17 protein-coding genes and 2 pseudogenes are annotated in these 22,075 nt (G+C 63.0%); 9 read left to right on the top strand and 10 right to left on the bottom strand.

Translation table 11 applies throughout. The features are described 5' to 3' along the window. Positions 1-22: 22 nt before the first annotated feature. Positions 23-975: pseudogene (locus ACVMB1_RS19165) on the bottom strand (formylglycine-generating enzyme family protein). 401 nt (positions 976-1,376) lie between these two features. Here ACVMB1_RS19165 and ACVMB1_RS19160 point away from each other — a divergent pair. Next, the gene (locus ACVMB1_RS19160; RefSeq protein ID WP_456848871.1) at positions 1,377-2,468 is read left to right on the top strand and encodes a SphA family protein; all 1,092 of its coding nucleotides are present in this window, start codon (positions 1,377-1,379) and stop codon (positions 2,466-2,468) included. Here the strand turns inward: ACVMB1_RS19160 and ACVMB1_RS19155 are convergent. From ACVMB1_RS19155 to ACVMB1_RS19135, 5 genes are read right to left on the bottom strand one after another with little or no spacing between them, the layout of a single operon-like run. Then, entirely contained in the window at positions 2,414-2,743 is a 330-nt protein-coding gene (locus tag ACVMB1_RS19155) for a hypothetical protein (protein ID WP_199805218.1), read from the bottom strand. The genes ACVMB1_RS19160 and ACVMB1_RS19155 overlap by 55 nt on opposite strands. Then, positions 2,744-3,292 (bottom strand): hypothetical protein, encoded by a 549-nt coding sequence (locus tag ACVMB1_RS19150; RefSeq protein WP_141340719.1) that lies wholly within the window; start codon positions 3,290-3,292, stop codon positions 2,744-2,746. Positions 3,293-3,317: 25 nt separating this feature from the next. Then, on the bottom strand, positions 3,318-5,246 hold the full coding sequence (locus tag ACVMB1_RS19145; RefSeq protein ID WP_456848869.1) for a DUF3604 domain-containing protein: 1,929 nt from the start codon (positions 5,244-5,246) through the stop codon (positions 3,318-3,320). Beyond that, the gene (locus tag ACVMB1_RS19140; RefSeq protein ID WP_076825829.1) at positions 5,243-6,253 is read right to left on the bottom strand and encodes a HupE/UreJ family protein; all 1,011 of its coding nucleotides are present in this window, start codon (positions 6,251-6,253) and stop codon (positions 5,243-5,245) included. The genes ACVMB1_RS19145 and ACVMB1_RS19140 overlap by 4 nt, the downstream gene beginning before the upstream one ends. Positions 6,254-6,309: 56 nt before the next feature. Beyond that, the gene (locus ACVMB1_RS19135; RefSeq protein WP_076825693.1) at positions 6,310-7,194 is read right to left on the bottom strand and encodes a peptidyl-prolyl cis-trans isomerase; all 885 of its coding nucleotides are present in this window, start codon (positions 7,192-7,194) and stop codon (positions 6,310-6,312) included. 277 nt (positions 7,195-7,471) lie between these two features. On the opposite strand from ACVMB1_RS19135, the pseudogene ACVMB1_RS19130 reads away from it, so the two are divergent. Then, positions 7,472-7,775 (top strand): annotated as a pseudogene (locus ACVMB1_RS19130) (transposase); the annotation flags it as partial. Positions 7,776-8,141: 366 nt separating this feature from the next. On the opposite strand, the gene ACVMB1_RS19125 reads toward ACVMB1_RS19130, so the two are convergent. Beyond that, positions 8,142-8,567 carry a universal stress protein gene (locus tag ACVMB1_RS19125; protein WP_076825691.1) on the bottom strand — a complete coding sequence of 142 codons (426 nt, stop codon included), beginning with the start codon at positions 8,565-8,567 and terminating at the stop codon, positions 8,142-8,144. A 156-nt stretch (positions 8,568-8,723) separates the two neighbouring features. Beyond that, on the bottom strand, positions 8,724-9,266 hold the full coding sequence (locus tag ACVMB1_RS19120; RefSeq protein WP_076825689.1) for a SixA phosphatase family protein: 543 nt from the start codon (positions 9,264-9,266) through the stop codon (positions 8,724-8,726). A gap of 95 nt (positions 9,267-9,361) precedes the next feature. Here ACVMB1_RS19120 and ACVMB1_RS19115 point away from each other — a divergent pair, with 95 nt between their 5' ends. The 6 genes from ACVMB1_RS19115 to ltrA all read left to right on the top strand — a co-directional run bounded on the left by ACVMB1_RS19115 (position 9,362) and on the right by ltrA (position 19,787). Continuing rightward, the gene (locus ACVMB1_RS19115) at positions 9,362-10,858 is read left to right on the top strand and encodes an NAD(P)/FAD-dependent oxidoreductase (protein ID WP_253623680.1); all 1,497 of its coding nucleotides are present in this window, start codon (positions 9,362-9,364) and stop codon (positions 10,856-10,858) included. Between the two features lie 76 nt (positions 10,859-10,934). Beyond that, positions 10,935-11,435, top strand: coding sequence for a peptide-methionine (R)-S-oxide reductase MsrB (gene msrB, locus ACVMB1_RS19110; RefSeq protein WP_141340720.1), 501 nt, complete (start codon positions 10,935-10,937; stop codon positions 11,433-11,435). A gap of 183 nt (positions 11,436-11,618) precedes the next feature. Then, positions 11,619-13,451, top strand: a complete 1,833-nt coding sequence (locus ACVMB1_RS19105; protein WP_141340721.1) for a flagellar hook-basal body complex protein — start codon at positions 11,619-11,621, stop codon at positions 13,449-13,451. A 46-nt stretch (positions 13,452-13,497) separates the two neighbouring features. Then, a complete protein-coding gene (gene flgK / locus ACVMB1_RS19100) occupies positions 13,498-15,375 on the top strand; it encodes a flagellar hook-associated protein FlgK (protein WP_168855002.1) in 1,878 nt (625 codons plus the stop codon). A gap of 7 nt (positions 15,376-15,382) precedes the next feature. Next, the gene (locus ACVMB1_RS19095; protein ID WP_076825681.1) at positions 15,383-17,266 is read left to right on the top strand and encodes a flagellar protein; all 1,884 of its coding nucleotides are present in this window, start codon (positions 15,383-15,385) and stop codon (positions 17,264-17,266) included. A 1,171-nt stretch (positions 17,267-18,437) separates the two neighbouring features. Next, positions 18,438-19,787: a group II intron reverse transcriptase/maturase gene (gene ltrA / locus ACVMB1_RS19090; RefSeq protein ID WP_069280038.1), complete on the top strand. Its 1,350-nt coding sequence runs from the start codon at positions 18,438-18,440 to the stop codon at positions 19,785-19,787. Between the two features lie 199 nt (positions 19,788-19,986). Here the strand turns inward: ltrA and flbT are convergent, their stop codons facing one another. Further along, complete coding sequence (gene flbT / locus ACVMB1_RS19085) at positions 19,987-20,418, bottom strand: flagellar biosynthesis repressor FlbT (protein WP_028337700.1); 432 nt, start codon at positions 20,416-20,418, stop codon at positions 19,987-19,989. Between the two features lie 227 nt (positions 20,419-20,645). Beyond that, positions 20,646-20,798, bottom strand: coding sequence for a hypothetical protein (locus tag ACVMB1_RS19080; RefSeq protein ID WP_159109478.1), 153 nt, complete (start codon positions 20,796-20,798; stop codon positions 20,646-20,648). Between ACVMB1_RS19080 and ACVMB1_RS19075 the strand changes: the two genes are divergently transcribed. Then, positions 20,785-21,954: a flagellin N-terminal helical domain-containing protein gene (locus ACVMB1_RS19075; RefSeq protein WP_253623681.1), complete on the top strand. Its 1,170-nt coding sequence runs from the start codon at positions 20,785-20,787 to the stop codon at positions 21,952-21,954. The two genes, ACVMB1_RS19080 and ACVMB1_RS19075, sit on opposite strands and share 14 nt — an antisense overlap. Positions 21,955-22,075: the final 121 nt, after the last annotated feature.

The raw sequence follows: 22,075 nt of genomic DNA, 5'->3' as shown, positions 1-22,075 counted from the left end.
TTACTCCCTTTCTTATGACGCATCAAAAACCAACGTGGCTCGTGGACGTATCCACCGCTTCCGCATGGCGCGCAGCCGGGCGATAGCGACGGCAGTAGTTCGGCGCGCAGAGATGCGAGCCGCCTTTGAGACCTTGCGGGGGACCTTGATCTTGGGCAGAGACGGATCGTGGCTGTCTTGCTCTCGCCCGCCGCGTGGATCCTGAGGAACGCAGCACGCCTTGGCCGCGTCGGGCGCATGCCTGGTGGACCACCAATCGGTGGTCCACTCCCAGACGTTGCCGATCATGTCATGAAGGCCGTAGCCATTCGGTGGGAACGCCATCACCGGCGAGGTGCGCGCGTGACCATCGTCGGTAAGATTCTGGTATGGAAAAACACCTTGCCAGGTATTCGCCATTGGCCTGCCGCCGGGCATCAGCTCGTCGCCCCAGGCGAACTCGGCTCCGTCGAGGCCGCCGCGCGCGGCAAACTCCCATTCGGCTTCGGTCGGCAAGTCCTTGCCAGCCCATGTCGCGTAGGCCTCGGCATCGCGATAGGCAATGTGGACCACGGGATGATCGTCGAGGCCGCTGATCGAACTGCGGGGGCCATATGGCCGGCGCCAGTTGGCGCCAAATTTGAAATTCCACCATTGCGACCAATCGCGCAAATCGACCGGACGCTTCGGTGGCGTGAAAACCAGCGAGCCTGCCTTGAGCATGTGCGGCAGTGCGCCTGGATAGTCCTTTGCGTCAGGCCGCGTCTCCGCTGACGTCACGTAGCCGGTTGCGTTGACGAACTTGCGAAAATCGCGATTGGTGACCGGCGTGCGGTCCATCCAGAAGCCGCTCGCCGAGACGCGATGGACCGGCGCCTCTTCGGCATAGTGCCTGTCTGAGCCCATGCGGAACGTGCCGCCCGGAATCCAGATCATGCCTCTTTGGCTGGGCCCATCCGACAAAGGTACGCCTGCCGCAACGCCAACGTCGTGCATGGGCTACTCGCGGTGAACGAGCTTTCAAAATTACGAGCGTCGCCTCCAAGAATCTCTCGGCAGCTTTCCAGCGCCGATTCTGCCAGGGAGGAGCGCGGCTTAACACCTTAGTCAGTCAACGTGACAATCGAACATCTGAAGCGGTGGCACGTTCGCAGCGGCACAACCTTCTCCCATTGATCTAGATCAATCGAGCCAGGTCGCCCGTTCCTTGTGGAGAGCCCTGATGACTATGCAAAAAGTGCCAGGGTTGTGACGTCATAGACACAACCTTCCAATAAACCTCCGGCTGAACTCAAGTGTGCCGAATTCGCGTGGACGAACGGCGGCGTCAGCTTATTCTTTCCGAGTTTCTACCCCGCCGGAGCAATGGTGGGATCGCGAGAGTCGGGGAATCGGCGATGCGGCGCTTTAAATCGAATTTGGGACGCAGATTTTTTTCGCAGTGGCATTTGAGTGTTGGGGCGCTTGCCGCTTTGCTGGCGCTTTCCACCCAAGCGGCTCGGGCCGATGAAAATGGCATCAGCTTTTGGATACCCGGATTTTTTGGCAGCCTCGCGGCTGTTCCCCAGCAGGCGCCGGGCTGGTCGGTGACCACGGTTTATTATCACACCTCTGTTTCCGCCGGCGGCGACGTGGCGCGGTCGCGCGAAATCACGCTTGGTCGCTTTCCCGCGAATCTGACGGCTAACGTCAACGCGAGCGTCAATGCGAATGTGAATCTTGGACTTGTCGCCGGGACCTATACCTTTGCAACGCCGGTGCTGGGCGGTCAGGCCTCTGCCAGCCTGTTGGCGACCTACGGCTCCAACTCCACGTCGCTGGCGGGATCGCTCGTTGGGACGTTGACAGGACCGGGCGGCGGCACGTTCCCCTTCTCCCGGTTTGACAGCATCGACAGCTCGCTCATTGCATTCGGCGACCTGATCCCGCAGTTTGCGCTGCGCTGGAATGCCGGTGTCAACAATTACATGACGTACGTCACCGCCGACCTTCCGGTCGGCGCCTATCAGTCGGGCCGCCTGGCGAATCTGGGGCTTGGGCACTGGGCGGTCGACGCGGGCGGCGGCTACACCTATTTCGATCCAAAGACCGGGCATGAATTTTCGACGGTGCTGGGATTCACCTACAACTTCGTCAACCCCTCCACCCAATATCAAAGCGGCGTCGACATGCACCTCGACTGGGGCGCATCGCAATTCCTGACCAAGCAGTGGCAGGTCGGCCTCGTCGGTTACCTCTATCAGCAGCTCGGCTGCGACAGCGGCTCCGGCGATCGCGTCGGCTGCTTCCGGTCGCGCGTGGCCGGTGTCGGCCCGCAGGTCGGCTACATTTTCCCGGTCGGAGACATGCAGGGATATCTGAACCTGAAGGGCTATGGCGAATTCGCCAATGAAAATCGGCCAGCAGGCTGGAACGTCTGGCTGACGTTCAATCTTCAGCCCGCGGCGCCAACGCCGCCGACATCCACAAGGCCGAGATTCACGAAATAGCAATAGCGGTGACGCTGCCACCGGTGCCGTGCTGAAGACATGCCGATTAGCGGCGGACCGGGCCAGCAAGCAATGCCTAGCGCGATAAGGGCAATACCGGTCAGTCGCCCGATCGGAATGGCAATACCAGAAAGGTCTTCACCGAACAGCAAATGTCCGACGAGTGACGGAACGATTACCAGGGCAAGGCCGGTTACTGTTTCGGTTATGGCGGCGAAAATCAACGCTTTGTTCAGCGCAGGATCAAGACTGCTGCTGGACTTGACCCAACGCATTTATGCACACCGGCAATAGAACTGCAGAAAGCGCGACACCTCGGTTTCCGTGCCGTAGAGGCGGATGAGGCCGTGTCGGTAGGCGTCGCCTACCGACAAGCGATGGTTGGCTATCTCCCGAACCACGTCCTCGCCACTGATGAGGACGAGTTCGCCGACAGGCGGTGCAGAGACATGAACTTGCGCATGCAGGTCGCCGCCCTCTGGCGTGAAGCGAGTCCATAACATCGGCTCTATCAACAGCAGCGCAAAAGCCATCGGCGCGTTCTCACCCGCCGGTATCCGCAGCTGCTCTCCCAACTGTTCGAGCGATCGCACGGTGCGGTGATAGGCCCAAAGATCGGGCGTACGCGCCGGGGGCGGAAGCCGCCGCTCGCTCACCGCCTGCGCCATTGCGCCCAGGACATGCAGCGCGTCGGGGTAGGTCCAATTCAGCATGCCGCGCGCGAGCGTGACGTCATCGTGGTAACCGCAAGCCGGGGCTTGGGACGGCGCCCAGGCAGCGCACCAGCCGAGCACGAAAACTGCGGCAATCCGGTGCTTTCGCATGAAGCCCTCCGTTTCAGCCCCGGCACTACTTCGCCGGCGTGTACCAGATGGGTGACGTAAAGGCTCGCTCGGTGACCTTCATGGCGGTGCCGGGCAACGGCGTGACGCCGTAGCGTTTCGCGTCATAGGCGGTCCAGCGCGGGGTCGGAATCTCGATCACCCGGCCGTAGTAGAAGGCCGGCCGACTTGGGTCGAATTCGTGATCTTTCCACACCGTGATGAGCTCGGGCGCGCCGATCGTGTTGGTCCACGTGGCATTCGCCACGTCTACCGTATCGCCAACTGATGGCAGCTTGCCATCGTTGCCGGGCTTGCGATCTCCCGACCAGACGACATCAAAAACCTTTTCGCTCACGCTGCCGTCCTTTTCGAGCCAGCCCTTGATGATCTGGTAGCGATCAAGGTTGGCGCCGATCGGGTCCTTCAGCGCGGCGACCAGAAACGTCGGTACCTTTCCCTGCGGCGCTGCGCGCAGGTCGCCGCCCATGGGCACGCCCTTGCTGTAGCCGACCTGGGCCGGCAGGCGATTGTCCGCGTCCTGGGGCACGAAATCCCAGCCCCCGAAGAAGCGCACGATGACGCGGGTGCCGGTGGTGGAGTAGGTCTCCTTACGTTGCATGGCATCCCAAATGGACGTGCGGGTGTTCTCATTAGCCCACACGGCGGCATAGCCGGAGGAGCCGACCTCCCAATCCATGATCTTCACGCCGGTCGTCTTGTTATCGATGAAGGTAGCGCCCATCCGGTGCGGGCTCGGCTCTTGCGGAACGGTCTTGCCGAAGAAGTTGTTCTCCTCCATCGCGGAGAGGGCGGTGTGCGCATCGCTGCCGCTGACGAGGCCGAACTTGTAGGGGTTGATGCCGAGGCGCTGCTCGAGCTTGAGGCCGTTCTTGTAGGCTGAACGTACATACTCGAACTCAAGCATTTCCTTCTTCTTGGCAACACTGCCGTCGAGGTTGCCCTTGTCCCAGATTTCGAACGCAGCGAACTCGTCGTTCGGCGACAAATACGGATGAGACTCGCCGGTGCCCTTGGTCTGTGTGGCCTCGTAGAGCCGCTCCCACTTGGCGCGTTGCTCCGCATAGTCGCGGTCGAGGGCCTTGCCGAAAGCCTCGACCACGGGGAACATCGTTCCGTTGCTCAAATTGCCGTTGTGGGCAATCGCCAGTACGCTGCCGCCGGTCTTGGCTTCGTAGCCTTGCATCCATTTCCACAGGTCGGCCGGATTGTCGCTGCCGTAGGGCGGATACACGGTGAACGGCTCGACCTGGCTCGCCTTGTCACCGTTGTCGCGGTAGATCACGTTGCGATGGAGGTTATTGCCGCCGGTATTCGAGGTCCATTCGTAGGCGATGAAGGTGGTTAAGCGGCCGGGATCGTTGAACTGTTCAGCAGCCTCGATGGTCTTCTGCCACGCGCCCCGATAGGCACGCGTTCCCGGGAAGTACATCAGGTCCTTCGGAAACGTACCGTGCGAAAACTGAACGATGATATCGATCGCGGCCTCGGCGCCCTGGCCAGACTTGATCATGTCGTACCATTTGCGACCGGTCGGGTCGGCGAGAAGATCAGGCTTACCCGCGAACAGGTCCGGGAAGAAGCCCATGTTGTCGGAATGATCTGTCACCGCAAGCCAATCAAGCGGCCGGGAAAGCTTCACCGGCTGGCCCGTGTTCGAAGTGACTTGTTCGCCGCGGGCAAAGCGATAGGCGTCCTTCGGGTCGAGCCGGGCGCCGAATGCGCCGGCATCCATCGAAAACGAAGTATGCAGGTGCGTGTCGCCAAAGAACGGTCGCGTGGGAAACTCGCGATTCACGTAAGGCGAATAGGCGGGCTTCTGCAGGGATTGTTCGAGCTGATCCTTTTCCGGCGCGCCAACGTCCTGGGCGAATGTTGGCGAGATGAAACAGGCGGCACTCAACCCGGTAACGATCTGCAACACCGTTCGTTTCATGTGTTTCCTCCCCAAAATCGATGAGCCACGTCAAATGCAGCGATACGCTCGATTACCCAAAACATGGCAAGACTCCCGATGGCATAAGACGTCGCGACGCTTGCCCAGCGGATTCTCGATCTGTGAAAACGCAGAAACCAAAAGGAGAGGCACACCGTCGCTGCGATGAACAGCAGCTGGCCGATCTCCACCCCGATGTTGAAGAACAGGAGCGCCAGCGGCACGTGTCCTTCCGGCAGCCCTACCTCGCGCAGCGCGCCGGCAAAGCCGAATCCGTGCAACAGGCCAAAAGTGAACGCGACCAACCACGGCGCTCTTGCCGCCAGGCCTTCACGCCCCTGCTGCAAATGCACGATCTCACCGGCCACAAACACGATGCTCAAGGCAATCACCGCCTCGACCGGAGCAGCCGGCACATGCACATAGCCGAGCGTCGCCAGTGCCAGCGTGATGCTGTGCGCGACCGTGAATGCGGTTACCGTCTTCACCAGCAGCCAGGTCCCGCGGGTGAGGATCAGCAGCGCCAGCACGAACAACAGGTGGTCGATACCGAACAGGATGTGCTCAACACCCAGCCTGAGATAGACGCCGGCGACCGACCAACCGGTCTGCTGCAGGGGTATCATTGCTGCCGGCTCTTGCGGAGTGAGCCGCCGCACCCAGTTGGTTCCGTCAAGGAAGACCATGCGCACCAGGGCGTCTGTCATGGTGTTTTGAAGTCCATCGATGCGCACCGTCTGTCCACGCAACGGAACGAGCGCGCGAAAGCGCCACGTTTGCACGGCGGCATCGACGGCAGCACGCCTCGTCATCGGCGTGAGGTCTTCTGCGCTGCCGGAGAAAGTCGCCGTGAGCGCCAAGCGAAGCTGCCCGCGCATCGGCGTCTTGAACAGGACGTCGAATTCACCGGGCCGCTCTTCGCGCACTTCAAGATAGGAGGGACGAACCTCATGGGCCGAACAGGGCGTCAGCCACGCAAGGCCCCAAGCCGCAAAAATCGCGATCATGGCGAGCTTGACGGAGTGGTGCGCCCAGGAGCGAAGCTTGCGTGAGCGGCGCGCTGTCACGGCTGCCTCGAGGAGGCGGCCGCGATCGGCACCATCAGCGGCTTTAAGGCGTCATCGACGACAAGACGGTATTTCTTGCGCAGTCCCGCGAGATACAGTTCCTTCGCCGTTCTCTCCTCCTCGCTTCTCCACGCCTCGACGACCTGCTCGCGCAGATCGGCAAATGGACGTAATTGGCCTTCTTGCCGGGTCGAAACGCGCACCAGGTGCTGGCCGTACCCTGATTCGATCGGGCCGCTCCAGACACCGGGCTCAAGCGAGAACACCGCCCGTGCAAAGGCGCCGCCGAAAGCCGCGGACACAGACTGCTCGGTCTCGTCGCGGAAATCAGCTTCGAGCAACAAGCGGTCGCCCAAGGCTGCCGTCGAGAGCGCGCCGTCGTCGCGTAGCCGCTGCAATGTTGAGGTGGCGTCCGACTGCGCGTTGGCGCGTTGCTGCGGGCTGAAATAGACCTGCGTGAACGAGATGCGTGCATCGCTGCGGAAGAGCTGGGCATGCCCGGCGTAGAACTGCTGCAATTCGGTATCCGATGGTTCGGCCCGGCGTGCGGTATCCTCAACAAGAAAGGTCAGTTTCTGCGCCAGGCGTCGCCGGACGATCACGTCGTTATCTTCGAGTCCCAGGGAGCGCGCCTCGCGTGCGAGCAGCAGTTCATCGGTGTAGTCCGTGACCAGCCCGCGCAGCTCTTCCGGTGTTGGCTGACGCCGCCACTGAGTGGTCCAGTTTTGTGCCAGCCACTCGATATCGCCAGCGCCGACCTGGAGGGACGGGGTTTGGCCCGCGTTCGGATCTTCCGGCGCGCGATTCATCCAGGCATAAGCGCCGAACAAGGCAGCGCCTGCGATCAAGAAATGAAGCAAAGGCTCTTTCAACAGCTTCATGGTAGACTCTGTAGCGACCAGCGTATCGCGTCAGGTAAAGGTCGCCTTCACGCCCACATCTTGATCCAGATCAATCGCCCGGCGTCGCGCCGGCGTGTCGCGGAACACAGGCGAAAGCGGGCAATGTCCGCATTGGGCTATTCTCGACGGATTCATCAGCGATTGTCGGTAGGTTGATGTCCGCCTCTGCCCGTAAGCGCCGAACGGGGGCTGAGCCAGGAGCGTTGCGTTTGGCCGGACTCCCGTGATTCAAACTCTCAAACTGTTCGCTCGAATCATGCGCTACGAACTCGCCGACTATGAATGGACTGCCATAAGGCCGATGCTACCGAACAAGCCGCGTGGCGTTCCTCGAGTGAACGATCGACGTGTCCTCAATGGCATCTTCTGGGTGCTCCGATCAGGGAGCACCCTGACGTGATCTGCCGGAGGCGTTTGACCCATACACCACTTGCTACAACCGGTTCGTCCGCTGGCGGCGGGCTGGTGTCTGGGGCCGCATCATAGAAGCGATTGCCGCCGCCCATGATGCCGCTGTCCAGATGATCGACACCTCCATTGTCCGCGTGCATCAAGAATCAAACAATGTCGTAGCGTGGCGACGCGGTACGACAGGCTTGCCGCTAACTATCTTGCCTTCGTTCAACTCGCGTCAATCAGGCTATGGCTGCGCCTTAATGAGTCCGCGCCCACTACTTTGGCAGATTGTTGATTTTGCCGCGTTTTATAGGATTCCCGAATCAATTTTTCAATGATTCATGGGTGGTCGGCTCTGGGAGGGCTGACCATGCCCGGGCGCAATTTCGGAATATTAGAAGAATGTTCCTGAGTTGCCCGACGTGTCAAGTCGCCCTGGCCGAGCGCCGGCCGCCGCCGGCTACTTTGCATGGGGTTGTTTTCGATATTTTGGCAGCGCCGCCTGCGACGGCCCCATAACTCATTCTGCTCTAGTGCCGCACCACCAGCACCGAGCATTTGGCGTAGCGCACCACGTGCCCGGCATTCGAGCCGAGGAAGTAGGTGCGCATCGCCGGCCGGTGCGAGGTCATCACGATCAGGTCGGCCTTCATGGTCGCGGCCTCTTCGAGGATCTCGTGATAGATGCCGCCCTGGCGGACCACGCCCGAGATGCGGGAGGGCGCGATGCCGGATTCGCGCGCGACGATCGCAAGCGCCTCTTCCGACGTTTCGCGTTGCTGGCTGTCGAAATCCGCCGGCACATATTCGGCGAGCATCACCGGCGTCATCGGCAGCACGTTGAGCAGACGCACCGCCCCGTTCCATGTCTGTGACAGCGTCGCGGCGGTTGCGATCGCCGGCTTCGCCAGGTCGGTATCGGCGAGGTCGATCGGAACGAGAATGGACTTGTACATCTGCGCCTCCTGTCCGCGATTGGTCTGGAGCCGTTTGGTCCCTGTGCCGGGACGCGCGCCTTCTTTTTCTTGAAGTCGGTCTGGTATCGACGCGAACCGGTCCCCCTGTCGCGCAGAGGTCAATATAGCATAGCGGCGCGGCGCTGTCCGCTTGCGTCAGCTGCGCGAGGCCTGCTTCAACAGTTTAGGGCTGACGAACAGGACGAGCTTGCCGCGCCGGAACGAGACGTCGTTCCAGTCGTCGGTCGCGAAGTCGAAGACGGCGAGCCCCGAGGTCGGCAGATTGTCGCCGAGCGCGCGCTTTGCGGCCTCGTCGCCGCTGCCGGTCAAGGTCAGCGCGAGCTCGTGCATGCCGGGGTTATGGCCGATCAGCATCAGCCGCTTCGGATCGGTGACCGAAGCCATCCGGATCGCGGTCAGCAATTGCGCCGGATCGGCGCCGTAGAGGTCCGGCACGAATTCGACTTTCGCCGCAGACCCGGCGCCCTTCAGCACCTCGCGCACGATCTCCCAGGTCTGCCTGGTGCGGACAGCCGGCGAGACCAGCGCCAGATTGGGCAGGGGTGGATGACGGGCGATCCAGCCGCCGATCTCCGCTGCGTCGCGGTGGCCGCGCTCGTCGAGACGGCGGTCTTGGTCGTGCCCCGAAGGCGCGTCGTGTTCGGTTTTGGCGTGACGCAGCAGCAGCAAACGGCGCATGGACTTCCATTCTCGATTCGGTCAGGTCGAATTAATTCTACAGGCTCATGCCCTGGACAAGGTGACAAGCGCCGCAGCGGTCCGTAAGAAACGCCATGAGCGAGAGTTCCACAAGTGCGGCGGACGGCCCCGATCAGGCGGCCTCGCCGTTCCGCGACCGTCTGGCGTTCGACCTCGACGTCGACATTTGCGTGGTCGGGGCCGGGCTGGCCGGCCTGACCGTGGCGCGTGAGGCGGCGCGGCTCGGTGCGAGCGTTGCGGTGCTCGAGGGCCGCCAGATCGGCTGGAACGCCTCCGGTCATCATCTCGGTACCGTGATGCCGGGATTCGGCCTGCCGATATCAGATGTGATCGAGCGCGTCGGCCTCGACGATGCCCGCGAACTGTGGGCGCTGTCGAAGGAGGGCGCCGACTATGTCCGCGCCACCGCTACCGAAGATTTGATCCCGGGCATCAAGCCGAGCGACGGCGCGCTGGAAGTCTCCAATGTCGATGTCGGCGAGGCGCTGATCGGCCGTCTGCAGACGCTCGGCGAGGATTTCGCGACCGAGGTCGAGGGCTGGCAGGTCGATCGCGTGCGCAGCGTGCTCAGGACCGGCCGCTATTTCCACGGCATCTATTATCCGAAGGCGTTCCAGATCGATGGCCGCAAATATGTGCACGGCCTCGCCGCGCTGGCGATGCGGGCAGGCGTGCGGATCTTCGAGGAGACGCCGGTCGTCAGCATCGATTTTTCGGGCATCCGCAAGCGCATCGTGACGCCGACGGCGCGGTTGCGGGCCAACCATATTGTCCTCGCCGGCAATATCCATCTCGGTGCGCCATTGAAGCGGCTGTCCGATACGCTGCTGCCGGTGTGGCGCTACGCGGCGTTGACCGAGCCGCTCGGGGAGCGGCTGGCGGAGTCCATCGCCTTTCCCGGCTCGGTCGTCGACAGCGACGGCATCGACCATTTCCGTGTCGTCGATGGCGATCGGCTGTTGTGGGCCAGCCCCGAAACCACCTGGAACGCACGGCCGGAGCGCCTCGGCGCCGCAGTGCAGCGTCGCGTCGCCACGGTGTTTCCGCAACTCGGCAAGGTTCCGGTCGCGGAGATGTTCGGCGGCGCGGTCGGCGTCACCGTGCACGGCATGCCGCAGATCGGCCAGTTGCGCCGGGGCCTGTGGGTGGCGAGCGGCTTCGGCCGGCAGGGACTCAACACCTCGGCGCTCGCCGGGCAGCTGATCGCGCGCAGCATCCTGTGGGGCGACGACCGCTGGCGGCTGTTTTCGCCGTTCGAGCTGGTCTGGGCCGGCGGTACCACCGGCCGCGTCGCCGGTCATTTCGTCAGCCTGTGGGCGAGGGGGGCCTCGTCCGTGGCAGGTGTTCTGGCGCGCTACCGCGAGGGTGCACGTGCGAAGGAACGCCTGCGCGAGGCGCGGCTCGCCGAGGCCAATCTCAGGGCGGGAACCCGGGGACCCGCACTCCGCCGTCCACCCCCGTCGGCTGTGCGGCCGGCGCATCCGCCCGCGCCCAGGCAGATCGAGGACGGCGAGGCGGCGTATCCGGATGCCTCGCAAGAAAGTGAGCGGATCTCCGACGGGCGGATGTAACGTCCGCCGGCGGGATTCGTATCTGTTGACGAACCTCGGGGCACGCCCCCTGAGCCGTCCGCACCGGAGATGATTGATGATCGATCGCCGCATCCTGCTTGCTTCCGTCGCCGGCCTGTTCGGCTTCGCCGCCTTCCGCTGGCTGCGCGCCTCGCCGGCGCAGGCCGCCGAGAAATTCGAGATCGAGAAGACCGACGCCGAATGGCGCGCCCAGCTGACGCCGCAGCAATACGAGATCCTGCGCAACCAGGGCACCGAGCGGCCGGGATCGAGCCCGCTGCTCAAGGAGCACCGCAAGGGCACCTTCGCCTGCGCCGGCTGCGACCTGCCGCTGTTCTCGTCCGAGACCAAGTATGAGAGCGGCACCGGCTGGCCGAGCTTCTGGAAGCCGCTGGACAATGCGGTCGGCACGACGTCGGACCGCACCTTCGGCATGGTGCGCACCGAGGTGCATTGCCGCCGCTGCGGCGGCCATCTCGGCCACGTCTTCGACGACGGCCCGAAACCGACCGGGCTGCGCTACTGCATGGACGGTTTCGCGCTGGTGTTTCACCCGGCGGCGCCATCGGCGACCTGACATTCCTTCCCGGCAATTGTTGCCGCTCCCGGCAAATGTGCCCCGGTCGAACGACCGGGGCATTTTTTTCAAGCGGATGATTTTGTTACGTTTTGTTTCGTGGCACGACCTTTGCGACATGCTCCGCCGATGCGGCCATTCCTGTGATTGCCAGCCGCCGGGAATCGAATTGGAGAACATGTCATGGGTATCTTCGGCGCTCTCACGACGGCTGTCGGTGGCTTGCGCGCAGGGTCGTACGCGCTCGAAAACATCTCCGGCAACATCGCCAACTCGCAGACCACCGCCTTCAAGCGCATCGATACCTCGTTCCTCGACCTCGTCCCGCAGACCGCGCTGACCGCGCAACTTGCCGGCGGCGTCACCGCGCAGTCCCGTTCGACCAACTCGGTGCAGGGCGACGTCCAGTCGGCATCGGTCGCGACCTTCATGGCGATCAACGGCAACGGTTTCTTCGCGGTGCAGAAGCCCGGCAGCTTCACCGACGGTGCCCCGGTGTTCGATGGTGTCGACCGCTACACCCGCCGCGGCGATTTCCAGCTCAACAAGGACGGCTATCTCGTCAACGGCGCCGGCTACTATCTCGAGGGCGTGCCGATCGACCCGACCACCGGCAACCCGGCGGGCTCATCGCCGCAGGTGCTGCAATTCAAGAACGACTTCCTGCCGGCGCAGCAGACCACCAAGATCGACTATCGCGCCAACCTCGCGTCCTATCCCTTGACCACCGCGCACGACACTTCGGTTCCCGGTTCCGAGCTGATCCGGCCGGGCGCGTTCAGCAGTGGAAACAATCCGTTGGTGCTGGGCACGCCGGCTGCGCCGTATACCGATTCCGCGATCACCGGCACCGCGCAAAACAACAAGGCGACGCCGTCGGTGGCCATTACCGCCGCGACCCTGCTTTCGGGCGCAGCCGGCACCGATTCGATCAATACCAACTTCAGCGCCGGCTCTGCGGGCCCGCCCGTCGTGCCCGCCGACACGATCACGGTCAACGGCACCGTCATCACCTTTGTGGCGTCGGGGGCGACCGGCAACCAGCTCAACGTCACCGATAGCATCGGAACGCTGCTCGCGAAGATCGACGCGATTACCGGTACCACGACGCCATCGACGATCAGCGGCGGCAAGATCACCCTGCACTCCGGCAAATTGGCCGATCTCAACGTGACGAGCTCGAACGCGACCGCCTTTGCGGCGCTCGGCTTCACCGGGTCGGCGGTTGCGGTTCGCGGCGGCGGCGGCACGGTCGGCACCGGCCAGGTTGTCGGCAACGACAACTCGACCTTCCTGAACGAATCCGTCTCGGGCGGCGCCGTCACGGCCTACGACGTGTCGGGCGCGCCGGTGAACCTGCAATTCCGCTGGGCCAAGACCGACAGCTCCTCGCTGGGCAGCGGACATACCGACACCTGGAACCTGTTCTATCAGGTCAATCCCAATGCGACCGGCACGCAGGTCTCCTGGCAGAACGTCAACGTCAACTTCACCTTCGCCTCGAACGGCCAGATGTCGCCGGCGATCTCCTCGGTGGCGCTCACCAATGCCGTCGTCAACGGCGTGTCGCTCGGCAGCCCCGTGATCAATTTCGGCTCCGGTGGCGTGACCCAGTTCGCCGACGCTAACGGCAACGTTCAGGTGAACCAGATCCAGCAGGACGGTTTCCCCGCCGGCCAGCTGCAGTCGGTCAGCGTCTCGACCAACGGCCGCATCGTCGGCAACTACACCAACGGCCGCAACATCGACCTCGCCGAAATCTCGGTGGCGACCTTCAACGGCACCAACTTCCTCAAGCGCATCGACGGCGGTGCGTTCGAGGCAACCGACGAGTCCGGCGCGGCGCTGTTCGGCAAGGCCGGCACCATCGTCGGCTCCTCGCTCGAGAGCTCGAACACCGATATCGCCGACGAATTCACCAAGCTGATCGTGACCCAGCAGGCCTATTCGGCGAACACCAAGGTGATCACCACAACCAATTCGATGGTGCAGGATCTCCTGAACGTGGTGCGCTGATCGCATCGTTGCTGCACGTGTGAAGAAGTAAAGGCGAGTACACATCATGGGTTTGAGCCAAGCCCTTTCCACCGCGATGTCGGGCCTGCGCGCCACGCAGGCCTCGCTCTCGCTCGTGTCGTCGAACGTCGCCAACGCGGAGACGCCCGGCTACGTCAGGAAGACGCTCAACCAGGTCACCGGCACCACCGGCCAGTACGGATCGAGCGTCCTCATCACCGGCGTCAACCGCCAGCTCGACGAATTCCTGCAGACCCAGCTTCGCACCGAGACGTCGGGCGCGGCCTATGCCGACGTCCGCTCGGATTTTCTGGCCAATTTGCAGGGCGTGTACGGCAATCCCGACTCCACCGGCACGATCGAGGACGCCTACAACAAGTTCCTGACCGCGCTGCAGGGGCTGTCGACCAGCCCGGAATCGCAGTCGGCCCGCATCGGCGTGATCAATGCCGCGCAATCGATGGCGCAGCAGCTCAACGCGACCTCGCAGGGAATCCAGACGCTGCGCGCCAACGCCGAGGCCGGCATCAGCGACTCCATCAACAGCGCCAACAATGCGTTGCAGCAGATTGCCCGCCTCAATGTCCAGCTGGCGGCCAATGGCGGCACGACCGATGCCTCGACCGCGGCATTGCTCGATCAGCGCGACCGCTACGTCACGCAGCTCTCGCAGCTGATGGACATCCGCACCGTCACCAACAGCCAGAACCAGGTGAGCGTGTTCACCAATTCCGGCGTGCAGCTGGTCGGCACCGAGGCCGCGACGCTCAGCTTCAACGCCCAGGGCACGATGACGCCCAACACGTTGTACAATACCGACCCGACCAAGAGCACGGTCGGCACCATCACCATCACGTTCCCGCATGGCGGCACCTATGACATGGTGTCGACCAACTCGATTCGCTCCGGCAAGATCGCCGCCTATCTCGAGTTGCGCGACAACACGCTGGCGCAGGCCCAGACACAGATCGATCAGTTCGCGGCCGCGATGTCGAGCGCGTTGTCGGACAAGACGACCGCGGGCACCGCGGCGACGGCGGGGGCGCAGTCCGGCTTCGACCTCGACCTCTCGGGGCTGCAGAACGGCAACACCATCCACGTCTCCTACAAGGACAACACCACTGGCCTCACGCATAATCTGTCGATCATTCGCGTCGACGATCCGAACGTGCTGCCGCTGAGCAATACCGCGACCGTCGATCCGAACGACGAGGTGCTGGGCATCGATTTCTCGGGCGGCATGAGCTCGGTGCTGTCGCAGCTCAACGGCGCACTCGGCGGAACCGGCCTGCAATTCTCCAATCCGTCCGGGTCGACGCTGCGCGTGCTCGACGACGGCGCCGTCAACAAGGCCGATGTGACCGCGGCGTCGGTCACGTCGACGGTTTCGTCGCTGACCTCGGGCGATCCGCACCTTCCACTGTTCACCGACAATGGCGGACTCTATACCGGCGCGATCACCGCGAACGGCTCGCAGACCACCGGCCTTGCCGCGCGCATCAGCGTCAACACCGGCCTGATCGGCGATCCCTCGCGCATGGTGGTGTACTCGACCAATCCGCAGACGCCGGCCGGCGACACCACGCGCGCCAACCTCGTTCTGAACCAGCTGTCAAACGCCTCGTACAGCTATTCGCCGCAGACCGGCCTTGGCACGTCAGGCGCGCCGTTCACCGGCACGCTGCTCAATTTTGCCAAGCAGTTCATCAGCCAGCAGGGCGAGTCGGCGACCGCCGCCAAGCAACTGGCTGACGGCCAGGACGTCGTGCTGAACACGCTGCAGACCAAGATGGACTCGACCTCCGGCGTCAACATGGACGAGGAGATGGCGCATCTGCTTTCGCTGCAGAACGCCTATTCCGCCAATGCGCGCGTGATGTCGTCGATCAAGCAGATGTACGACGCGCTGCTGCAGCTCACGTGAGGGTAACATGTCGATCGACGGCGTAAGCGGCAGAACTTCCTATATCGGCACCACGATCCTCAACCTGCGGAATCAGCTCAATGACCTGACCACGCAGCTTGCGACCGGCAAGGTATCGACGACCTATGCGGGGCAGGGGCTCGATCGCGGTTTCGCGCTCAGCCTGCGCACGCAGATCAGCGGCATCAACGCATTCTCCGATACCGCCACCAACCTCAACACGCGCCTGAGTGTCGCGAACCTCACCCTGCAGGGCCTGTCCGACGTCGGGACCCAGGTGAAGAACGCCGCGACGACGGCGACGCTGACGCTCAACGACAGCGGCCAGACCTCGGGCCAGATCACGGCGCAGGCGGCCTTCGCCAACGCGGTCGCGATGCTGAACAGCCAGTCGGGCGACCGCTATCTATTCTCCGGTCGCGCGATGGATACGCCGGCCACGGTGTCCGCCGATACCATGCTCAAGGGCACGGCAACCCAGGCCGGCCTGACGCAGCTCATCAATGAGCGCAAGCAGGCCGATCAGGGCGCCGGCATGATGGGACGCCTGAGCGTCTCGTCGCCGCCGGCGACCACGACGGTCACGAGTATCGCCGAGGACGGCTCGCCGTTCGGCCTGAAGCTCTTGTCGGTGCAGTCGTCGTTGACGGGGGGCGCGACGGTGACGCAGCCGACCGGCACGCCGAAGACCGCGTCGGTCGATCTCGGCGCCGTCAATCCGAAGGACGGCGACAAGATCAAGTTCAACTTCACGCTGCCCGACGGCACCACCGAAGCGATCGAACTCACGGCGACCACGACGAACCCGCCGCCCGCCGGTTCGTTCCTGATCGGCACCGACACCGCGGCGACGACGGCCAACCTGCAATCGACGCTGACCTCGTCGATCAAGACGTTGAGCGACACGTCGCTGGTCGCGGCGTCCGCGGTCGCAGCGTCGAACAATTTCTTCAATCCGGTCGCGACCGTCTCGGGCGCCGCGGTCAACAACCAGAACACGCCGCCGGCGCCGATCAGCGGCGCCACGGCGCTTTCGGGGGCGACGGGCACCGACTCGCTGTCGACGAGCTTTGCCGCCGGCGATACCATCACGGTGAACGGCACGCCGATCACCTTCGTGGCCTCGGGTGCCACTGGCAACCAGGTCAACGTCACCGACAGCGTGCAGACGCTGATGGCCAAGATCGACCAGATCAGCGGCACCAAGAACCCGTCGACCATCAACAACGGCGCGATCACCCTGCACGGCGCCGACGGCGAGAGCCTGTCGATCTCGAGCTCCAATACCGCCGCACTCGGCGCACTCGGCATCGCCAGCAACACCACCGCAGCGCCGGCGCCGCTCAGGGTAGGGGGACCGCCGTTCGACACCGCCACCAACCTGGTCGCGGGCACGCCCGGCAACACCGTCTACTGGTACACCGGCGAGAACGGCCCGGGGTCGGCGCGCGGCACCGCGGTCGCGCAGGTCGATCAGTCGATCACCGTGCAGTATGGCGCGCGCGCCAACGAGCAGGCCTTCCGCTATTTGCTGCAGAACGTCGCGGTGTATGCAGCCGTCACCACCAATGCCAGCAACCCGAATGCGAGCGCGCAGGTGACGGCGCTCGCGCAGCGCGTCAGCGGCAACCTCGCCCCGCAAAACGGTCAGCAGCAGATCCAGGACGTGCAGGCCGAATTCGCCGGTGCCCAGACCGCGACCAAGGCGGCCACCGATCGGCAGACCCAGCTGAAGGGGATGGCGGAAACGATGCTCGACTCGGTCGAGGGCGTCAATCAGGACGAGGTCGCGACCAAGATCCTGGCGCTGCAAACCAGCTTGCAGGCGTCGTACCAGACCACGTCGATGCTGTATCAGACGACGCTGCTGAAATATCTGCCGATCAGCTGATCACGCGCCCCTGAACTCCAGCCAGCAAAAAGGCCTCCGCGCGGAGGCCTTTTTCGTGTGTGCCGAGCATGACCGGCAGCTTGGAGGTGGAAGTCCTCTATCCAGCCTGATGACGGTGAAGGATTAGCGAAGCGCAAGGGCGTCATCGCGAGGTGGGGTCTGAAGGAAGCGTGGAGCAAAGCCGCGGCCCGATGGACAAAAACCGGATAACGAGGCCTACCCGGCCGGACGAGCGAGCACGTGATCGCGAAGTCCACGGTCATCAAGGGCCGGGGTGGTAAATCCGGCGGGCGTGCGGCGAAGGCGGTCGATCTTACCTCGGGAGATCTGCGCTGCGTCTCGGCAACGAGACTGAGGTCGTCGTAAGGCGATCTGACCGCAGTGCAGAAGTCAGCAGAGGGCATAGTAGGCGGAACGAGTTTCGCCGAAGGCCTGAACGCTGGAAGTGACGAGTAGATGCAGCGATATCGCATCGGCCATGCGACTGAATTCCGGGCAACTGGCCTCGGAACGGCGGGAAGGGGTGAAACCCTGACTGACGCTGATCAGAGGAGTCGAAGCTGGCGCGACGATTGCTGACACCCAAACTACGGCGGCAACAGAACAACTCTTGCCGCTTAATCCAGCGAACCGCCGTATACGGACCCGTATGTACGGTGGTGTGGGAGTTGCGCCTTGCAAGCGCGTTGAAGTCTGCCGTCTGAGATGACGGCCGCGGCAAAGCCTAGCGAGCAGCCGCGAACCGAGTCTTGCGTGGCGTCCGGTAACGGCCGTTGCGAAGCGTAGACAGGGAGGTTGTAGGCCGGAATGAAGTGAACGGGAAAATAGCCCCGAAATCGAACGTGATCGGAGTAGCCGACCCTGTCTCTCAAAGGGGAAGGCGGAACCGCAGGCCGCGACAACGCGAGCGGTCAGAGGTGCTCCCGGGGTTCGTACCGCCAGCATGCAATCAAAGGAAGCAGCGTGAACAAGGGAGATCCATCCGGTTCAAGCGCAAGCTTGTAAGACCTGCCAAGCCGCTGAGGTGAGAAGGGTCTGACGACCGGGTGGAAGTCAGACTGACCGATAGTACTCCGAGGACGGGAGAGCCGGCCACATGGGGAAGCGGTCAGCGGTAGTTGAATTGTTCTTGGGCGACATGGGCTCCATTCAACGGGAGTTACGGCCTTCTATGCAAAGAGAAGATCAGCTGACCATGGAAACGAAACTTGAACAAATAGCAGTGAAAGCTCGGCGCGAGACAAATCTTCGCTTCACCTCGTTGGCCCATCACATCACGCGCGACCGAGTGCAAAAGAATCTATTACAGATTCCGAAGCGCTCCGCCGCCGGGGTGGACGGACAGACGGTGGAGGCGGCGAAGGAGAGCTTCGAGGACTGGATAGGGCCAATGCTCCAATCCATCCATCGCCAGGGATATCGGGCGCCGAACATTCGGCGGGTCTATATCCCCAAGCCCGGTAAGACGGAGAAGCGCCCCCTCGGGGTTCCAACTGTCGCCGACCGGGCGCTCCAGCGCAGCACGGCTGAGGTGCTGGCCGCTATTTACGAGCAGGACTTCTTACCCTGCTCGTTCGGCGGCAGGCCGAAGCTCAGCGCCCATCATGCCTTGGCGACCCTCAATGAGGTGATCGCCGGCGGCATGATCAGCTGGGTGTTGGAGGCGGATTTGAAGAACTTCTTCGGGAGTCTCGATCATGATCGGGTCCTCCGGTTTGTCGAACATCGAGTCGGTGATCCGCGCCTGATCAGCTTGATCCGGCGCTGGTTGAAAGCGGGCATCCTGGAAGACGGAGCGGTGCACCCGAGCGAACAAGGAACGCCACAAGGCGGATCGATCAGTGTGCTTTTGAGCAACCTCTACCTTCATTACGTTCTCGACCTCTGGTTCGAACGCGTGGTGAAGGGTCGGTTGCGGGGCGAAGCCCGACTGGTGCGCTATATCGACGACTTTGTGATCTGCTTCCAATATCGATCGGACGCCACCCGCGTACAGGAGGCCTTGCGTCTTCGGTTGGGGAAGTTCGGCCTCACTCTAGAGCCGACCAAGACCAAGTTGGTCGAGTTTGGTCGGTTCGCGCAAAGACATGCGGGCAAACGCGGCAGAAACCGCCCGGAAACAATCTACTTTCTGGGGCTGACGCTCTATTGCACGCGAAACCAAAAAGGCAACTTCAAGGTTGGGATGCGCACCGAGAAATCTCGGCTAAAGCGCAGCCTTATGTCTCTGCAGGAGCTGATGCGGCAAATACGGCATTACAAGATCAGTGACCAGGCCGATGAAATCAACCTCGTCCTGCGCGGCCACTATGGCTATTACGGCGTCGCCGGAAATCTCCGGAGCCTCGTAAAAGTCTATCGGGCCGTGGAGCGTTACTGGCGCGGAATGCTGCGCAGCCGCAGCTGGGCAGGCCGACGCCTCACTTGGGACGCCTTCAACCAAATCAAAGAACGGACACCGTTGCTGAAGCCTAAGCTGCGCCTCCCTTATCGGGAGCTGCAAGCGCTTGCAGTGCTGTGAACCAACTGTCGAAGAGCGTCGGTGCGGGAAATCCGCACGCCACGTTCTGTGGGAACCGGGGGCGGGCGACCGCCTCCGGTGACCCGGTGGGAGGGGCTGCGAGGCTCCCCCCTATCCCGATTCAGGCGAGTGGGGCTAGAGCGTTTTCAAGCGACGTGGACGCCGGTTCGCGCGAAGAAACGCGTCAAAACAAGAAGCTCTACGCGCTCTTGCGTGTGTCGTCCCGTTCGGCGTTCTGCTGGTCGCGCGCGGTTTCCAGCAGCTTCTCTTCGTGTGCGATCAGCTTCTTGGATTCCTTCAGCGCGTGATAGAGGTCGCCGTTGAGGATGAAGTTGTTGACGCTTTCGATGAAGGGCCACGCGCTCGGCATCGCGGTGATGATGTCGCGCACCAGACTGAAATAGGTCGGGTGGTGCGCCATCGGGTCCGGCGACAGATACATCAGCTGCACGGCCAGATAGATCAGCTTCGCGGGCGTATCCGCGGTCTCGGGCGTCAGGATATCCTTCTCGCGCAGGATCGGGATGCGGTCGCCGTCGATCAGCAGGCGGGCGCGCTGGTCGGTGTTGGTGATCACGCAATTGCCGACGATGATGCGTTCGTTCGGTTTGAGTTCGACCTTCAGGGCCATGACCGTTCTCCTTTGCCTGCAGTCGCGCGATGTCTTCGCTGGCGGAGCGAAGTGGTTCGGCACTGCTTAGCAGCCGCCGTTGCGGGCAGGGGCCGATGCGACAGCGATCCTTTCCCATGATGGTTAATGCTTGGTGAACGAGGGGCGGGCGCTAGCGTCGTTATCTAGCCGGAATTGTCAGTCGTCTCAGTAGTTTTCGGGGCGAACCTCGCCCAATGGCGATAATTTTATTCTTCGGCCTTTGTCTCAAATACCGTGCCGGAGATTTCTTTTTCCTTCGCGGCCAGACCGCAGGATCGGCCATCCGCCCGATCAGAAAGGATTGGAGCGGCTTTTTCCTCAGTTTCACACCAGAAAGGTATGAAAATGTCCGATATCATTCTCTCCTCCTCCGTTCGCCAGAACCTCCTCTCCCTCCAGTCCACCGCCGATCTGCTCTCCACGACGCAGAACCGCCTTGCCACCGGCAAGAAGGTCAACACGGCGCTCGACAACCCGACCAACTTCTTCACCGCGCAATCGCTCGACAACCGCGCCAGCGACATCAACAACCTGCTCGATGGCATCGGCAACGGCGTGCAGGTGCTGCAGGCCGCCAACACCGGCATCACCTCGCTGCAGAAGCTGGTCGATACCGCGAAGTCGATCGCCAACCAGGTGCTGCAGAGCCCGACCGGCTACACCACCAGGTCGCAGGTCACCTCGACCGCGGCGCTCGGCGGCACGTCTGCCAACCTCGTCGACGGCACCACGATCAAGAGCGGTGACGTGCTGACGATCGCGGCTTCGGCCGGCCAACCCGCCTTCAGCTTCACCTTCGGAGCCAGCACGTCGCTGGCGCAGCTGAACACGTCGCTGGCGGCCAGCAACCTGACGGCGAGCCTCGACAGCTCCAACAAGCTTGTCATCACCACGACCAATGACGCGGCGTCCTCGACGATCGGTGCGGTGACCTTCACCAACACCGGCGGCGGCACCGCGACGTTCAGCGCGGCCGGCACGGCCCCGGTCGCCGACCAGGCCTCGCAGTCGGCGCGTGCCGCTCTGGTGACGCAGTACAACAACACCATCGCGCAGATCACGACCACGGCGCAGGACGCCTCGTTCAACGGCATCAACCTGTTGAACGGCGACAGCCTGAAGCTGACCTTCAACGAGACCGGCAAGTCGACGCTCAGCATCACCGGCGTCACCTTCAATGCCAGCGGCCTCGGACTGAAGGCGCTGACCGCCGGCACCGACTTCCTCGACAACAACTCGGCGAACAGCGTCATCTCGTCGCTGAGCTCGGCGAGCTCCGCGTTGCGCAGCGAAGCCTCGACGCTGGGTTCGAACCTGTCGATCGTGCAGATCCGTCAGGACTTCTCGAAGAACCTGATCAACGTGCTGCAGACCGGTTCGTCCAACCTGACGCTGGCCGACACCAACGAGGAAGCGGCCAACAGCCAGGCGCTGTCGACCCGCCAGTCGATCGCGGTCTCCGCGCTGGCGCTCGCCAACCAGAGCCAGCAGAGCGTGCTGCAGCTGCTCCGCTAAACGCGCCGGCAAGTGCTTCGAGAACGGCGGGGGAAACCCCGCCGTTTTCTTTTGTCTCCGGGATATTACGGTGTCTGTCCATGCCGTCAGAACGACGCATTTCGTAACGCCTGCTAACCAT

This window comes from Bradyrhizobium sp. USDA 4504, assembly GCF_054063995.1.
This window is presented reverse-complemented; position numbering and strand designations above follow the sequence as displayed.

Bases quoted from the DNA above. Each gene is read 5' to 3' on its own strand.
- ACVMB1_RS19160 (WP_456848871.1), top strand. From the start codon at position 1,377: ATGCGGCGCTTTAAATCGAATTTGGGACGCAGATTTTTTTCGCAGTGG.
- ACVMB1_RS19155 (WP_199805218.1), bottom strand. From the start codon at position 2,743: ATGCGTTGGGTCAAGTCCAGCAGCAGTCTTGATCCTGCGCTGAACAAA.
- ACVMB1_RS19150 (WP_141340719.1), bottom strand. From the start codon at position 3,292: ATGCGAAAGCACCGGATTGCCGCAGTTTTCGTGCTCGGCTGGTGCGCT.
- ACVMB1_RS19145 (WP_456848869.1), bottom strand. From the start codon at position 5,246: ATGAAACGAACGGTGTTGCAGATCGTTACCGGGTTGAGTGCCGCCTGT.
- ACVMB1_RS19140 (WP_076825829.1), bottom strand. From the start codon at position 6,253: ATGATCGCGATTTTTGCGGCTTGGGGCCTTGCGTGGCTGACGCCCTGT.
- ACVMB1_RS19135 (WP_076825693.1), bottom strand. From the start codon at position 7,194: ATGAAGCTGTTGAAAGAGCCTTTGCTTCATTTCTTGATCGCAGGCGCT.
- ACVMB1_RS19125 (WP_076825691.1), bottom strand. From the start codon at position 8,567: ATGTACAAGTCCATTCTCGTTCCGATCGACCTCGCCGATACCGACCTG.
- ACVMB1_RS19120 (WP_076825689.1), bottom strand. From the start codon at position 9,266: ATGCGCCGTTTGCTGCTGCTGCGTCACGCCAAAACCGAACACGACGCG.
- ACVMB1_RS19115 (WP_253623680.1), top strand. From the start codon at position 9,362: ATGAGCGAGAGTTCCACAAGTGCGGCGGACGGCCCCGATCAGGCGGCC.
- msrB (WP_141340720.1), top strand. From the start codon at position 10,935: ATGATCGATCGCCGCATCCTGCTTGCTTCCGTCGCCGGCCTGTTCGGC.
- ACVMB1_RS19105 (WP_141340721.1), top strand. From the start codon at position 11,619: ATGGGTATCTTCGGCGCTCTCACGACGGCTGTCGGTGGCTTGCGCGCA.
- flgK (WP_168855002.1), top strand. From the start codon at position 13,498: ATGGGTTTGAGCCAAGCCCTTTCCACCGCGATGTCGGGCCTGCGCGCC.
- ACVMB1_RS19095 (WP_076825681.1), top strand. From the start codon at position 15,383: ATGTCGATCGACGGCGTAAGCGGCAGAACTTCCTATATCGGCACCACG.
- ltrA (WP_069280038.1), top strand. From the start codon at position 18,438: ATGCAAAGAGAAGATCAGCTGACCATGGAAACGAAACTTGAACAAATA.
- flbT (WP_028337700.1), bottom strand. From the start codon at position 20,418: ATGGCCCTGAAGGTCGAACTCAAACCGAACGAACGCATCATCGTCGGC.
- ACVMB1_RS19075 (WP_253623681.1), top strand. From the start codon at position 20,785: ATGTCCGATATCATTCTCTCCTCCTCCGTTCGCCAGAACCTCCTCTCC.
- ACVMB1_RS19080 (WP_159109478.1), bottom strand. From the start codon at position 20,798: ATGATATCGGACATTTTCATACCTTTCTGGTGTGAAACTGAGGAAAAA.